Here is a 15,031-nt window from a genome sequence, read left to right on the forward strand (position 1 = left end):
CCTCACGACACCGCGACCACTTCGGCGGTGTGCGCGATCAGGTCCTCCACCAACTCGCGGGCGCCGGCCCAGCGACCGAAGCCGGACGCCGCATTCAGGTGGCCGACATCCCCGAGATCAACCAGGCGAGAACCCCACACCTCGGCCATCCCGCTGATCCGCCGGTACCCGCCGAGCAGATCGGTCCGGCTGGCCGCGACGATGCTCGGGAACGGCAACCGCCGGCGCGGGATGGGCATCCACCCCCGGTACTCGAGTTCCTCGGCGCTCGGATAGCCGTCGGGCAGTGGCAGTTCGACGTCGGCCGGGGTGACCAGCAGCGCTCCCTGGACATCGTGGGTGGTGCGCTGGGCCCAGTGGACGGTGGTCAGCACTCCGGCGCTGTGGGCGACGAGGACCACCGGGCCGTCGATCGATCCGACGACCGTGTCGAGTGCGGCGACCCGCGCCTGCCGGCTCAGCTTGTCGTGCTCGAGTGGCCGGACCGTGCGTACCTGGATGCCGTCGGCGAGCAGTTCGGCCGCGAGGTGCGTCTGCCAGTGATCCGCGACGTAGCCGCGCAGCCCGGGCACGATCACGACGGTCGGGTCCGCGGTCATGCGGTCGCGCCGTTGAGCTGGGCCAGCTTGCGCATGCCGAGGGGGTGGAGACGACGACCGGCCAGCATCGCGGCGATGGCGGCGACGTAGACCAGCGGCGACAGCTGCAGTGCCGCTTTCAGTCCGATGTGGTCGGCCAGCAGTCCGACGACGAACGGGCCCAGCGCCAGTCCCAGCAGGTTGTTCGCGACGGTGAGGGTGCCCATCGCCGATGCGCGGATCGACGAGTGCGTCAGGTTGGCGACCATCGCCGCGGTCGGGCCGGACGAGCCGGCGGCGAAGAACGCGCCGATGCCGATGGCGACGAGCTGCGCGGTGCCGGTGCCCATGCTGAATCCGATGGTCAGGCTGATCAACGAGATCGAGCAGAATCCGATGCCCGCCAGCCACTTACGGGTGACATCGTTGCGGCCGACGCGGTCGGTCACGATCCCGCACACCACCATGCCCGCACCCACGAGGAGGACGATTGCCGCAGCGGCGATGGCCGCCTTGTCGGTGGCCAGTCCGTAGTAGCGGTAGAAGAAGCTGGGTGTCCACGCGAGAAGGATTGCTGCCGTGAACATCTGGAGCCCGCCGCCGATGTAGGCGCACACCACCGCAGGATTCGTGAACAGGCTCGACACCGGGGCACGCATCCCCTTGCCCGCCGGGCGGGTGGCCGCTGCCACGTCGTCGACGGTGTGGCGAGCGATCCGATCCTCGGTGACCAGCGCCCGGAACGCCGCCACCAGCAGCAGGCCGAGCACGGCCATCGCCGCGAACGACCAGCGCCAGCCCAGGTGCACCGCGATGATCCCGCCGAGCATGACGCCGAACACCGATCCGAAGGAACCGCCGGCCATGAACGCGCCACTGAGCGTGGCATGTCGGCGTGGCGCGAAAACGCTGAGCACCAGAGCGATTCCGACGCTGCCATAGGCGGCCTCACCCACTCCGACGAGGAACCGGGCGCCGAGCATCTGCTCGTAGTTCTGGGCCACAGCGCAGACCAGGGTGGCCACCGACCACAGCACCGCCATGACGACGAGGCTGCGGACACGACCCCAGCGGTCGGCGACCAGCGAAAGCGGGAAGGTCAGCAGGCCGACCATCAGGGCGACGATGCTCGTCAGTGACGCGAGTTGCGAATCGGCAAGCGCCCAATCCTGTTTCAGGAGGGGGAACACCGCACTCAGCACCTGCCGGGACATGTAGTCCGACAGCAACAGCCCGAAGGCGAGGGCGAACACGATCCACGGGTAATACCGGGATCGGGGTTTGACGGGGGACGGGGCGACACCGGTCTGGTCGACGGCGGCGATCATCTCTGTGGTCATGGGATTCCTGATCGTGATGTGGGCGCTGGTCACGCGTGGTGGGTGAAGCCGACCTGGCCGGGACGACGGTTGGGGGCGTAGCCCAGCTTGGCGAGGGTCTCGTCGGCGTCGGCGAAGGTGTCACCGATCCGATAGATCTCGCGGGCCTCCTTGCCGCTGGCGACCTCGCGGCCGAGTTCGTCGGCGATACGCACAAGCTGCTGGATCTGCTGCACCGAGGTCATCTTCTCGCCGGGGCGTCCCCAGATGGTGTCCTCGTTGCCGCAGCGCGCATGCAGACCCATGGCGATCGCCATGGTGTTGACCGGCAGCACCGAACGCATCAGCGTTTCCAGGGTGAGGCAGGCGCCGTCGGGCACGCGCTGGATGAAGTTCATGATGTTGTACGGGTTGGGGCCGTCGAAGCCGCCGCCGATGCCGACCCAGGTCAGGTTCAGCGGGCCGGTGTAGACGCCGCGGCGGATCAGTCGCTCGACGGTTTCGAGCTGCGGGATGCTGGAGAGCTGGAAGTGCGGCTGGATTCCCTTGGCCTGCAGGCGGCGCAGGTGCTCCTCGACCCATTCGGGGCCGGCCGGGACGGTCATCTCGCGGTAGGTGGCGGCCAGTTCCGGGCGCATCATCGAGGTGCCGGCGATGTCGTCGGCGGTCATGAGTTCCATGATGTTCATCTGGCTGGTGTTGATCGCGATGGTGACCTGGTCGGGTGCCGGGTCGAGCTCGGCGAGCATGTGACGGGTGTCGTCGGAGAGCCACTTCGCGTCGGCGCCTTCACCTTCCGGCGCGAACGAGATCGAACCGCCGACCTGCAGGATCATGTCCGGCACCGCCTCGCGCAGTCCGGCGAGCAGTTCGTTGAACTTCGAGAGTCGCTTGCTGCCCTTGCCGTCGAGTTCGCGGACGTGGATGTGCAGGACGGTGGCGCCGGCCTCGTAGCAGTCGACCGCCTTCTGGATGTGCTCCTCCATGGTCAGTGGCAGGTCCTCGCGGAAGTCGTCGAGCTCCCACTCGGGGCCGTACGGTGCGACAGTGATGACCAGCTTCTCCTGGGTCTCCGGGAAGAGGGCGTCGTCGTGGAAATGCATGGGTGTTCTCCTTGTGAATTGTGTTGTGGTCGAGATTGTTTGTGGGTCGTGACGAGGTCAGAAGGGTCGGTCGCCGATGATGCCGGCGCGTTCCATCTTGCGGACTGCGGGCCAATAGTCCTGTACCGCATAGTGTTGCGTGGATCGGTTGTCCCAGATGGCGATGCTGTTGCGCGTCCACCGCCACCGCACCTGGTACTCCGGGATGGCGGCCTGGCTGGTCAGGTACCGCAGGAGTTCTCCGGCGCCGGGGGCGTAATCCGCTCCGAAACGGACGTTTTCGGCAGTGTGATAGTTGACCAGGTGGGTGGTGAACGAGTTGACGAACAGGATCTTCTCGCCGGTCTCCGGGTGGGTGCGGACCACCGGATGCTCGGCGTCGGGGAACCGCTCATGCAGTGCGTGGCGCAGCTCGATCGGCATCCGTGCACCGAAGCTGGCCTCGATGCTGTGGCGGGCACGCAGGTCGGCGATCTGCGACTTGATGTGCTCGGGCAGACGACGATACGCCTCGGCCATGTTGATCCAGATGGTGTCGCCGCCGACCGCCGGGGTCTCGACGCACCGCAGCACGCAGCCCATCGGCGGGATCTCCCGCCAGGTCGCGTCGCAGTGGTACGCGTTCTCGAAATGCTCTGGGGGGCTGTCGAGTTCCTTGTAGATCCGGACGAGTCCCGGATGGTCGGGATCGCTGCCGGCGACCGGATGGTCCTCCAGATCGCCGAAGCGCTCGGCGAGTGCGACGTGCTCGGCGCGGGTGATGTCCTGGTCGCGGAAGAAGAGCACCTTGTGGTCGAGCAGAAGTGAACGCAGACGGTCGAATTGGGCGTCGTCGCGGGATACCTCGCCGAGGTCGACGTCGAACACCTCGGCGCCGATGGAGCAGGTGAGCGGCTCGACGCGGAATGCGGTCGCGGCCGGCCGGTGGGTGGTGATGGTCATGAACTGTCTGTCCTTTGGTCGGTCGTGTGGTGGCTTACAGGGTGAAGACCGATGCGCCGGTGCTGGCTCCGGATTCCAGATCGCGGTGGGCTCGCACGGCGTCGGCCAGGTCGTATCGTTGGTTGATGTCGATCGAGATGCGTCCGGCGGCAACATGATCGAACAGCTCGGCGGCCAGCGCGTCCCGCTCGTCGCGGTCGGCGATGTAGTCGGCCAGGGCCGGCCGGGTGACGTACACCGAACCGTGAATGGCCAGTTGCATCGCGTCGATCGGCGGGATCGGCCCGGACGCGGTGCCGAAGCAGACCAGCAATCCGCGACGCGCCACCGATTTCAGCGAGGACTCGAAGGTCGTCGCGCCGATGCTGTCGTAGACCACCGGCACCCCGGCGCCGTCGGTGAGTTCGCGGACGCGGGTGGGCACGTCCTCGCGGGTGTAGATGATGACCTCGTCGCAGCCGTGGCTCCGCGCGATCTGCGCCTTCTCGTCCGTCGAGACGGTGCCGATCACCCTCAGCCCCAACAGTTTTGCCCACTGGCAGAAGATCATGCCGACGCCGCCGGCGGCCGCGTGGAGCAGCACGGTGTCGCCCGGGGCCAACGGCCAGATCCGTCGGAGGAGGTAGCCGGTGGTCAGGCCGCGCATCGTCATGGCCGCGGCGGTGTCGAAGTCGACGTTGTCGGGCAGGGCGATCAGATGTTCGGCCGGCATCACCCGTTCGGTGCTGTAGGCCCCGAGGGGGCTGCCGGTGTAGGTGACACGGTCGCCGACGGACACCTCGGTCACGCCGGCCCCGACCTCCTCGACCACGCCGGCCGCCTCGACGCCCATGCCGTTGGGCAGCGGGGCCGGGTACAGGCCGGTGCGGAAGTAGGTGTCGGCGAAGTTCAGACCGACGGCGTGGTGGGTGATGCGCACCTCGCCGGGTCCCGGTGCGCCGACGGGCACTGATTCCCATTGCAGGACTTCGGGTCCGCCGGTCTGATGGAAGCGAATCGCTTTCGCCACAGTCACTCTTCTCCTCGGTGATGGCCACTTCATCGGGCCGGATTTGTGATGTACCTAACGGTACGAGGGTCGCGGCGGGTTTTCTTTTCTTGAAGGGACATGCAAGTGTGCATTTCGGGACATATGCTGGGGGCGTGAAACCCCTCGCCCGCTACGCAGCGCTCAACAACTATGTGGAGCTCGGGCACTCGCTCGGACTGGATCCGGCCGGCCTGGCCCGCGAGGTCGGGCTGGACCCGGCGGGATTCAGCCTGCAGGACAGGTGGATTCCCGCAGAGGCGGTCGCGGAGCTGCTCGAGCGATCAGCCGCGGCGAGCGGCCGCGAGGACTTCGGGCTCCGGCTCGCGGGGTATCGGCGCCTGGCCAACCTCGGGCCGTTGAGTCTGGTCATCCGCGAGGAACCCGACGTGCGCAGCGCGCTGGGTGTGCTGATCCGCCACCAGCACATGTACAACGAGGCTCTGCGCCTTCGACTTTCGGAACTCAGTGGCGTGGCGACCTTACGCGTCACCGTCGACGTCGGCCGGCCCGGGGAGTTCCGCCAATCGGTCGAACTCGCCATGGCGGTTGTCTGCCAGCTCCTGCGGGGGTTCATCGCGCCCGACTGGCATCCACTCGCCGTGTCGTTCACACACGCGCCACCCCAGAATGCGGCGACGCATGTGGCGATGTTCGGCGACGTGGTCCGGTTCGACCAGGAGTACAACGGAATCTCGTTGTACGCCAAGGAACTCGACACACCCAATGCGATGTCGGACCCGGAGCTGCGGCGCTACGCCAAGCAGTTGCTCGACGACATCGACGACTCCCCCGACCCCACCGCGGAGTTTCGGGTCCGACAGTTGATCGAGCTCCTGTTGCCGACCGGTCGCTGCTCGGTGGATCAGGTGGCGCGCAGCCTGGGCGTGGACCGGCGCACCGTGCACCGGCGACTCAGCGCCGAAGGGCTGACCTTCTCCGACGTGCTCGACGCCACCCGGATGGATCTGGCCCGGCACCTGGTGGCCAACCCGCGCTACCCACTGATCGAGGTCGCCGAGTTGCTCGGCTTCGGCTCGCCCGGGAACTTCTCGCGGTGGTTCCGACAACGGTTCGACCAGAGTCCGAGTGAATGGCGGCGGGCCGAGGCGAGGTGAGGGTGCTTCCCCTCAGTCCAGCCAGTCCAGCACCGCCGCCGCCGTCCAGCTCTGCTGCATGCTGCCCAGCGGCTCCCCGGTGAACGGTTCGTAGTACTCGGCAAACGCGCCGTCGGTGGCCTGCCGCAATCCCTCTTCCCGCAGCCGGGCCGAACGTTCCGGCCAGCCACGACGTGCGAACGCCCAGCTGAACAGCCAGGTCATCACCGGCCACACCGGCCCGCGCCAGTACTCCCGTGGTTTGAAGTCCGCCGAGATCGGCGACGTCGACGGCGGCACCGCGTACCGCAGGTCGGGGTGGCCGCAGAATCGTGGACCGTCGAACAGTCTCAGCAGGGCGCGTTCCCGCTCGCGGGAGAGGCCGCCGCAGATCAATGGGGCGAACTGCGCGATGGTCTCGGTGGTGATCCATGCGTTGGCCCGCAGATCGAAGTCCCGGGCGGCGCCGTTGCGGTCGTTGGTGGCCGCGACCACGCCGTTGCGGAACCGGTCGGACCACGCCCGCAGGTCGCGGACGTCGGACCGGGGCTTCGAGTAGTCCTCCCCGATGGTCGCGAGTACGTCGCACGCGACGGAGAAGATGGCACTGACGAAGACGTCCTCGACGGCGAAATCCATCACCTTGGGCAGGAGTTCGTCGTCGTAGTTCGCGCGTTTCATCTGCTCGACGAGCCAGATGTAGCGATCGTATTCGAGGTTGGTCGGGCGCATCGACAGATCCTCGACGTGGTCCAGGTCGGCGCGCTTGAACGGCGGAAGATCATGCCCCGGGACCACATTCGAGTACGGCTTGTCCCACCGGGGCGAGTTGTCCATGCCGGACTCCCACCCGTGGAAGAGCGTGACGCGCCCGGTTCCGTGTGGATCACGCGCATGGGCGAGCCACCGATGCCAGCGCATGAGCGCACCCCACCGCCGGTCGATGAACTCGTTCGCGGCCGCACGCGTGGTACGGCCGTGTCGCCGGGAATGGTCGAGGATGCGCTGCACGGCGATCGCGTGCACCGGCGGCTGGGTGATGCCGGAGGTGTCGGGGTAATCCGGCGAGCAGTCCGCGAGCCGGGCGCACTCCCACCGGGCCGGTCCCGGGAAGTAGCCGTCGCGACCGTTGGCGAACACGATGTGCGGGATCATCCCGTTGCGCCACTGCGCCGAGAGCAGCGTGTCCATCTCGATGACCGCCCGCTCGACCGACAGCGGTGCCAGGCCGACCGTGACGAAGGCGGCGTCCCAACTCCACATGTGCGGGTACAGCTTGGGTGCGGCGCTGGTCATGGTGCCGAGATCGTTGCCGCGAAGCAGGTAGGCCGCTCGCGCGGACAGCTGAGTCGAGGTGAATCCATACCGTGCCACCCGTCGATTCTGCCTTGCGAAGCGCCGCCTCGCGCACTGAGCAGGGGACCCGGCCCAGTAACGTCGACCACGTGCCCACCGCCTTGATCACCGGAGCGAGCCGCGGCCTCGGCGCCGAGATCGCCCGGCAACTCGCCCCCACCCACGATCTGCTGCTCGGCGGTCGCCCGTCGGCCGAACTCGACGAGCTGGCGATGGCCCTCGACGGCGCGACCACCTTTGCCGTCGACCTCACCGACCACGACGAGATGGCCGCCGCGACCGAGGCGATCGCCGAACTCGACGTCCTCGTCCACAACGCCGGCATCGCGAGCAGTCTGGAATCGGTCGAGGACACCCCGGCCGACGAGTGGCGCGCGCTGCTCGAGGTCAACGTCGTCGCGCCCGCGGAGCTGACGCGGCAGCTGCTGCCCGCCCTGCGCGCCGCCGGCGGCCACGTGGTGTTCATCAACTCCGGCGCCGGGCGTCGGGTCAACGCTCGCTGGACACCCTATGCGGCAAGCAAATTCGCGCTACGGGCGCTCGCCGACGGCCTGCGCGCCGAGGAACCCGGCCTGCGGGTGACGTCGGTGTATCCGGGGCGGATCGACACCGACATGCAGCGCGACATCGTGGCGCTCGAGGGCGGCGAGTACGACCCCACCAGATTCCTCACGGTCGAGTCGGTCGCCCGGGCCGTGGTGCATGCGGTCACCACGCCCGCCGAGGCGCATCCCGAGGAGATCGTGCTGCGGCCGACGGGGCGACGGTGATCTGTCCGGCCTGATCCCGGGATCTCAGCCTGATCCTGCGAAGGGCTACAGCTGCTTCAGGTCCGACTGCTCCCACACAGCCCGCATCGAGGCGACCTTGCCGTCGGCGTCGAAGACCATGATGTCGATCGGCGTGATCTCGAATTTCATGCCAGCGGTGCCGGTGACCAGCGTGAACTCGAACACCGCTGTGTCGCCGGCAACCTTGCGCCATTTCAGCGTCGCCTGCCGCTCGTCCATCCCGGTGATCACCGAATAGAACTCGATGAGCTGCTCGCGGGTGGTGCGCAGGTCGGCGCCGATCGGATCCTCGACCGTGGCATCGGGTGCGTACAGATCGGCGATCTGCTCGGCCGTTCCCGAGGTAAGCAACTCGACGTACGCCTCCACCGTCGAGTTGATCTTCTCGCTCAGGGTTCCCTGATCCACCGTCATGCCTCTGCCTTTCGTCGAAGTAGAACGTGTTCTACTTCGGACGTTAGCAGGTCCGCCGCAGCGTCAGGTGAGATCGGTGCTGGACTTCCCCAGCACCCGCCGCGCGATGATCAGCTGCTGGATCTGCTGAGTGCCCTCGAAGATGTCGAGGATCTTGGCGTCGCGCGCCCACTTCTCGAGCAGCATTCTCTCCGAGAAGCCGGCGGTGGCGCCGACTTCCACGGCCTTGTTGGTGATGTCGGTGACCGTGCGACCGGCCTTCGCCTTCGACATCGACGCCTCGGCAGAGTTCGGCTCCTTGTTGTCGGCCATCCACGCCGCGCGCACCGTGTGCAACCACGATGCCTCCCAATCGGATTCGAGCCGAATGAACTCGCACACCGACGCGTGCTGAGCCGCGGCCGGTGTGTCGTAGTCGATGGGATGCCCAGCCTCTTCGAGCATCCGACGCAACTCCTCGAGTGCCGCACGGCCGAGACCGATCGCCATCGCCGCGACGACCGGGCGGGTGTTGTCGAAGGTCTGCATGACGCCGCCGAAAGCCTTCTTGGTGTCGATCTCCGGCGAACCGAGCAGATTCTCCGCAGGGACGCGTGCGTTCTCGAACCGGACGACTGCGGTATCGGAAGCCTTGATGCCGAGCTTGTGCTCGAGCCGCGCGACACTGACGCCGTCGGTGCTCATCGGCACGACAAAGCTCTTGATCGCGGCGCGCCCGGCGCTCTTGTCGATGGTCGCCCAGACGACGACGTGATCGGCGCGGGAGCCCGAGGTCACGAAGATCTTCTCGCCGTTGATCAGGTAGTCCTCGCCGTCGCGGGTGGCCGTCGTGGACACCGCCGCCGAGTCCGACCCGAAGCCGGGCTCGGTGATGGCCATGGCCGCCCACACCCCGGCGAACCGCTCGAGCTGCTCGTCAGTGGCGACCGCCGCGATCGCGGCGTTACCCAGCCCCTGCCCCGGGATGGACAGCAGCAGACCGACGTCACCCCAGCTCATCTCGCGTGCCGAGATCAGGGACCGCATGTTCGCGCCGTTGGTCGACGGGCCGTCCTGCGTCGGCGTACTCGCGTCGGTGTTCCTCTCCTGCTTGCGCGACTGCGTGGCGAGCCTGCCCAGCTCGTCGAGTTCGGTCGGGTACTCGTGTTCGGCCTTGTCGTACTTCCGCGAGATCGGCCGGAAGATGTGCTCGGCCGCGAGGTGGGTGCGCTCGACCGTCGAATCGAACTTCTTCGGGAGCTCCAGGTTGATCGCCATGAACTTATCTTACTCAGCGGTAAGGTCGGCGCAAGGGGCTCCCGAAGGGTCCGGCAGAGGGGTCTCTCTGCCGAAATCGGAAAGGGTTTTTTGTCATCTGACAAGGTGACTCGAACACACCTGCTCACGCCCGAGTAACCACTGGGAGGGGTCTGGAAAACAAACGCGCCGTGGGCTTACCCTCGAACGCGTGACTTACGACGACGACCTCGCCTACCGGATTCGCGGCATGCTGGCCGCTGAGAGCGGTGTGGACGAGCGGTCGATGTTCGGTGGTCTGGCGTTCCTGATCAACGGCAACATGGCGATCGCCGCCAGCGGGCAGGGCGGGCTCATGGTGCGCGTCCCGCCCGAGGAAACCGACGTTCTCCTCGAATTCGCGCACACCACGCCGATGCTGATGTCCGGACGCGAAACCCGTGGCTGGCTGCGCGTCTCCGACGACGGTGTCCGCACCGATCGTCAATTGCAGCGCTGGGTGACGCTGGGCTCGGATTACGCGCGCAAACTGCCGCCGAAGTGATCTCGATACGGCGCCTCGCCTAGCGGCTCGGCGCCTACTCGATCAGCGGGAAGCTCTGACCACTCGCCCAGCGGCGACCTCACCCGGTCCCTGAGGAGCCCGCGAAGCGCAGCGAGCGAGCGTCTCGAAGGGTCTGCCTGCCAGCCCCGGCCCTACGGCACCACGTTGACCATGCGACCCGGCACGACGATGACCTTGCGGGGCTCGCCGTCGAGCAGCGGGGCGATCTTCTCGTCGGCCAGGGCGGCCGCGCGCACGGTCGCCTCGTCGGCGTCGGCGGCGACGGTGATGCGGCTGCGCACCTTCCCCTTGACCTGGATCGGGATCTCGACGGTGTCCTCCACCAGCCACCGTTCGTCGGCGACGGGGAACGGTCCGCGCGCCAACAGCGCCTGCTTGCCGAGGCGATGCCATAGTTCCTCGGCGATGTGCGGCGCCAGCGGCGCGAGCATGGTGACCAGCGGCTCGACCACCGACCGTGGGGCGCCACCGGGGTAGCTCTTGGTCAGGTGGTTGGTCAGCTCGGTCAGCTTGGCCACCGAAGTGTTGTCACGCAGCGCCGAGAAGTCCTCGCGCACACCGGCAATGGTCTTGTTCAACAGCTTGAGCGTGTCATCGGACGGGGTTTCGTCGGTGACGCGGACCGCACCGGACTCCTCGTCGACGACGAGTCGCCACACACGCTGCAGGAAGCGTTGTGCGCCAACCACATCCTTGGTCGCCCATGGCCGCGACTGGTCGAGCGGACCCATGAACATCTCGTAGACCCGGAGTGTGTCGGCCCCGTAGTCGCGGCAGATGTCGTCGGGCGCAACGGAATTCTTGAGCGACTTGCCCATCTTTCCGTACTCCTGATTGACCTTCTCGCCGTTGTAGAAGAACTCGCCACCGCGCTCGGTGACCTCTTCGGCGGGCACGTAGACGCCACGGGCGTCGGTGTACGCGTAGGCCTGGATCATGCCCTGGTTGAACAGCTTTCGATACGGCTCCCGACTCGAGACGTAGCCCAGGTCGAAGAGCACCTTGTGCCAGAATCGCGAGTACAGCAGATGCAGCACCGCATGTTCGACACCGCCGATGTAGAGGTCGAGCCCACCCGGGTCGTCGGGACCGTGCAGCGCCGGCCGCGGCCCCATCCAGTAGGCCTCGTTCTCCTTGGCGCAGAAGGTGTCCTCGTTGGTGGGATCGATGTAGCGCAGCTGGTACCACGAGCTACCCGCCCACTGCGGCATCACGTTCGCGTCGCGGGTGTAGGTCTGCGGGCCGTCACCGAGGTCGAGTTCGACGGTCATCCAGTCGGTGGCCTTGGCCAACGGCGGTGACGGCTCACTGTCCGCGTCCTCGGGGTCGAAGGAGACCGGCGCGTAATCCTCCACCTCCGGAAGCTCCACCGGCAGCATCGATTCCGGCAGCGCATGCGCGACGCCGTCGGCGTCGTAGACAATCGGGAACGGTTCGCCCCAGTAGCGCTGGCGCGCGAACAGCCAGTCGCGCAACTTGTATTGGATGGTGCCCGTGCCCTTGCCCTGTTCTTCGAGCCACTCGACGATGGCCGCCTTGGCATCGTCGACCGGCAGTCCGTCGAGGAAGTCGGAGTTCACCGCGGGACCGTCGCCGAGGTAGGCCTCGGTCTCGATCCCCTGCTCGGAGCCGATGACCTCGCGGATCGGCAGACCGAACACGGTCGCGAACTCGTAGTCACGGGTGTCATGGGCGGGCACCGCCATGATCGCTCCGGTGCCGTAGCCCATCAGCACGTAGTCGGCGATGAAGACCGGGATCTGTTCTCCGTTCACCGGATTCGTGGCGAACGACCCGGTGAACACACCGGTCTTGTCCTTGTTCTCCTGTCGCTCCAGATCCGATTTCGCGGCGATCGACGCCCGGTAGTCCGTGATCGCATCGGCCGGGGTGGCCGCACCGCCGGTCCAGCGCTCGTCGGTGCCGTCCGGCCAGACGTCGGCGGTGAGCACGTCGACGAGTTCGTGCTCGGGGGCCAGCACCATGTAGGTGGCACCGAACAGCGTGTCCGGTCGGGTGGTGAACACCTCGATGGTGACGTCCGCGTCGTGCACCCCGAAAGCAACCTGCGCACCCCGGGATCGGCCGATCCAGTTGCGCTGCATGGTCTTGACCTTGTCCGGCCAGTCCAGCAGGTCCAGGTCGTCGAGCAGCCGGTCGGAGTAGGCGGTGATCCGCATCATCCACTGACGCAGATGCTTGCGGAACACCGGGAAGTTGCCGCGGTCGCTGCGGCCGTCTGCGGTGACCTCTTCGTTGGCCAGCACGGTCCCCAGACCGGGGCACCAGTTGACGAGTGAATCACTCTGGTAGACAAGGCGATACGAGTCGACGACGGCAGCCCGATCGGTCGCCGAGAGCGCGCGCCAGTCCCGTCCGTCGCCGAGATCCCTGGTGCCGGAATCGAATTCCGCGACGAGTTCGTCGATCGGCCGAGCCTTGGACGCATCGGCGTCGTACCAGGCGTTGTAGATCTGCAGGAAGATCCACTGCGTCCAGCGGTAGAAGTCGACGTCGGTGGTCGCCACCCGTCGGCGCTCGTCGTGGCCCAGACCCAGCCGGCGGATCTGACCCAGATAGCGCTCGATGTTGGCCTCGGTGGTGGTGCGGGGATGTGTCCCGGTCTGCACCGCATACTGCTCGGCCGGCAGCCCGAAGGAATCGAAGCCCATCGTGTGCAGCACGTTGCGGCCCGTCATGCGCTGATAGCGGGCGAAGACATCGCTGGCGATGAACCCCAACGGGTGCCCGACGTGCAGGCCGGCGCCGGATGGATACGGGAACATGTCCTGGATGAACAGCTTGTCCGCGGCGTCCGGGCCGGCGCCACCCATCGCGCTCAGATCACCGGCAAGCGGACCCACCGGGTTGGGTGCCTCGTAGGCGTGCTGGATGTCCCAGTTCCGCTGCCATCGCGCCTCGATCTCGCCGGCGAGCTCCGCGGTGTACCGATGCCCGGGCACACCGGGGTCCGTGGCGGTGGCACTGCGGTCGGAATCAGCTGAAGTCACCCGACCAGCGTAAATCGTCGGCGAAGTGCCGATCCAATTCGGTCTCCTACGACGGACGGTCGTATGGTGGTCGCGTGAGTGTTGTGCCAGTCGTCGCCGCGGTGATCGTGTTCGCACTGGCTGCCGTGTGGACGGTGGTCGGCGGACTGAGCCTTGCCCGCCGCCTGCCGCGCAACCGCTGGGTCGGGGTGCGCGCCGACGAGTCGATGCGGTCCGACGAGGCGTTCCGGGCGGCCAATCGGGTGGCCGCTCCGGGCATGCTGGCCGCCGCGGGCATCTTGGTGTTGAGCGGCCTGGTGGCGCTCGGCATCGGCGGGTTCTGGTCGATCCTGTTCCCGGTTGTCGGGCTGGTCGCGGCGTTGTTCCTCGTCGGCGTGGTCAGTGCTTATGGTGTGCGCGCCGCGGCGACCGTCCCCGCCGACGACGCGGGCTGTGATTGCTGCTCGGGCGAAGCGGACGGGGCCCCCGCACATGCTGACGCCGATTCGGCCGCGCACGCCGCCGACTGCGGTACCAGCAGCTGCGGCTCGTGCACGCTGCGCGGAGTCTGCTCGAACGAGTCCGCGCAGGCCTGACCGCCGGTGGCCGGACCGCTGTCGACCGCGCGCGACCTCCTGAACCGTTCTCCGATCGACGGGTTCATCGTCGCGATCCTGGGTGCTGTCGTCCTCGCGTCGATCTTCCCGGCCCGCGGTGTCGCCGCGGACATCCTCAGCTGGGTCGTCATCGTCGCGATCGCCCTGCTGTTCTTCCTGTACGGCACCCGGCTGCATCCCCGGGAGGCCCTCGAAGGGCTCAAGCACTGGCGGCTGCACCTGCTCATCCTGGCGTTCACCTTCGTCGTGTTCCCGATCGTCGGCCTGGCGATCAAGCCGCTCACGGAACCGATCGTCGGCGACGACCTGTACAACGGACTGCTGTTCCTGTGTCTGGTGCCGTCGACGGTGCAGTCATCGATCGCCTTCACCTCGATCGCGCGCGGCAACGTGCCCGGCGCCATCGTGAGCGCGTCGGCATCGAATATCCTGGGCGTGTTCGTGACGCCGCTGCTCGTGGTCGCGCTGATGACCACGACAAGCGGGGTCGCGATAGACGCCTCGTCGGTGCTCAAGATCGTGGCGCAGATCCTCGTGCCCTTCATCGTCGGGCAGCTCGCGCGCCCGTGGGTCGGCGGGTTCTTCACCCGGCACGCCAAACCGACGAAGCTGGCCGACCGCGGGTCCATCGTCCTGGTCGTCTACTCCGCATTCAGCGAAGGTGTCCGGGAGGGCATCTGGTCGCTGGTCAGTGTCGGTCAGATCATCGCGGTCGCGGTGATCGCGCTGGTCATCGTCGTGCTGATGCTGGTGATCACCCGCTGGGTGCCCCGTCGGCTCGGTTTCGACCGTGCCGACGTCATCGCGATCCAGTTCTGCGGCACCAAGAAAAGCCTCGCGACCGGGCTGCCGATGGCGACGGTGCTGTTCGCCGGGTCGACGGTGGGGCTCATCGTGCTGCCGCTGATGATCTTCCACCAGATCCAGCTCATCCTCTGCTCCTGGCTGGCCACGCGCTACAGCGCCCACGCCGACCAGACCGCTGGGTAGACTCGC

At 67.2% G+C, this 15,031-nt stretch carries 14 protein-coding genes; 5 read left to right on the forward strand and 9 right to left on the reverse strand.

The features are described 5' to 3' along the window. Positions 1 to 2: 2 nt before the first annotated feature. The 5 genes from ACWDTI_RS04075 to ACWDTI_RS04095 are packed head-to-tail and all read right to left on the reverse strand — an operon-like array spanning position 3 to position 4,951. A complete protein-coding gene (locus ACWDTI_RS04075; protein WP_449736753.1) occupies positions 3 to 599 on the reverse strand; it encodes an RBBP9/YdeN family alpha/beta hydrolase in 597 nt (198 codons plus the stop codon). Beyond that, the gene (locus ACWDTI_RS04080) at positions 596 to 1,906 is read right to left on the reverse strand and encodes an MFS transporter (protein WP_449736955.1); all 1,311 of its coding nucleotides are present in this window, start codon (positions 1,904 to 1,906) and stop codon (positions 596 to 598) included. The genes ACWDTI_RS04075 and ACWDTI_RS04080 overlap by 4 nt, the downstream gene beginning before the upstream one ends. A gap of 41 nt (positions 1,907 to 1,947) precedes the next feature. Beyond that, a complete protein-coding gene (locus tag ACWDTI_RS04085; protein WP_449736754.1) occupies positions 1,948 to 3,000 on the reverse strand; it encodes a 3-keto-5-aminohexanoate cleavage protein in 1,053 nt (350 codons plus the stop codon). Between the two features lie 57 nt (positions 3,001 to 3,057). Beyond that, positions 3,058 to 3,942 (reverse strand): TauD/TfdA dioxygenase family protein, encoded by an 885-nt coding sequence (locus ACWDTI_RS04090; protein ID WP_449736755.1) that lies wholly within the window; start codon positions 3,940 to 3,942, stop codon positions 3,058 to 3,060. 34 nt (positions 3,943 to 3,976) lie between these two features. Continuing rightward, positions 3,977 to 4,951: a quinone oxidoreductase family protein gene (locus ACWDTI_RS04095; RefSeq protein WP_449736956.1), complete on the reverse strand. Its 975-nt coding sequence runs from the start codon at positions 4,949 to 4,951 to the stop codon at positions 3,977 to 3,979. A gap of 134 nt (positions 4,952 to 5,085) precedes the next feature. Here ACWDTI_RS04095 and ACWDTI_RS04100 point away from each other — a divergent pair, with 134 nt between their 5' ends. Next, on the forward strand, positions 5,086 to 6,087 hold the full coding sequence (locus tag ACWDTI_RS04100) for an AraC family transcriptional regulator (RefSeq protein WP_449736756.1): 1,002 nt from the start codon (positions 5,086 to 5,088) through the stop codon (positions 6,085 to 6,087). Positions 6,088 to 6,099: 12 nt separating this feature from the next. Here the strand turns inward: ACWDTI_RS04100 and ggh are convergent, their stop codons facing one another. Next, a complete protein-coding gene (ggh, locus tag ACWDTI_RS04105; protein ID WP_449736757.1) occupies positions 6,100 to 7,440 on the reverse strand; it encodes a glucosylglycerate hydrolase in 1,341 nt (446 codons plus the stop codon). A gap of 71 nt (positions 7,441 to 7,511) precedes the next feature. On the opposite strand from ggh, the gene ACWDTI_RS04110 reads away from it, so the two are divergent. Next, on the forward strand, positions 7,512 to 8,192 hold the full coding sequence (locus ACWDTI_RS04110; protein ID WP_449736758.1) for an SDR family oxidoreductase: 681 nt from the start codon (positions 7,512 to 7,514) through the stop codon (positions 8,190 to 8,192). 45 nt (positions 8,193 to 8,237) lie between these two features. On the opposite strand, the gene ACWDTI_RS04115 is transcribed toward ACWDTI_RS04110, so the two are convergent. After that, positions 8,238 to 8,627, reverse strand: a complete 390-nt coding sequence (locus tag ACWDTI_RS04115; protein WP_449736759.1) for a nuclear transport factor 2 family protein — start codon at positions 8,625 to 8,627, stop codon at positions 8,238 to 8,240. 63 nt (positions 8,628 to 8,690) lie between these two features. Further along, on the reverse strand, positions 8,691 to 9,884 hold the full coding sequence (locus ACWDTI_RS04120; RefSeq protein WP_449736760.1) for an acyl-CoA dehydrogenase family protein: 1,194 nt from the start codon (positions 9,882 to 9,884) through the stop codon (positions 8,691 to 8,693). A 190-nt stretch (positions 9,885 to 10,074) separates the two neighbouring features. Here ACWDTI_RS04120 and ACWDTI_RS04125 point away from each other — a divergent pair, with 190 nt between their 5' ends. Beyond that, positions 10,075 to 10,407 carry a TfoX/Sxy family protein gene (locus ACWDTI_RS04125; RefSeq protein ID WP_449736761.1) on the forward strand — a complete coding sequence of 111 codons (333 nt, stop codon included), beginning with the start codon at positions 10,075 to 10,077 and terminating at the stop codon, positions 10,405 to 10,407. Positions 10,408 to 10,559: 152 nt separating this feature from the next. Here the strand turns inward: ACWDTI_RS04125 and leuS are convergent, their stop codons facing one another. Beyond that, positions 10,560 to 13,439 (reverse strand): leucine--tRNA ligase, encoded by a 2,880-nt coding sequence (gene leuS / locus ACWDTI_RS04130; RefSeq protein ID WP_449736762.1) that lies wholly within the window; start codon positions 13,437 to 13,439, stop codon positions 10,560 to 10,562. 74 nt (positions 13,440 to 13,513) lie between these two features. On the opposite strand from leuS, the gene ACWDTI_RS04135 reads away from it, so the two are divergent. Beyond that, positions 13,514 to 14,014, forward strand: coding sequence for an SdpI family protein (locus ACWDTI_RS04135; protein ID WP_449736763.1), 501 nt, complete (start codon positions 13,514 to 13,516; stop codon positions 14,012 to 14,014). Positions 14,015 to 14,020: 6 nt separating this feature from the next. Then, positions 14,021 to 15,025: a bile acid:sodium symporter family protein gene (locus ACWDTI_RS04140; RefSeq protein WP_449736764.1), complete on the forward strand. Its 1,005-nt coding sequence runs from the start codon at positions 14,021 to 14,023 to the stop codon at positions 15,023 to 15,025. Positions 15,026 to 15,031 lie beyond the last annotated feature (6 nt).

Source organism: Gordonia sp. NPDC003424 (assembly GCF_053588655.1).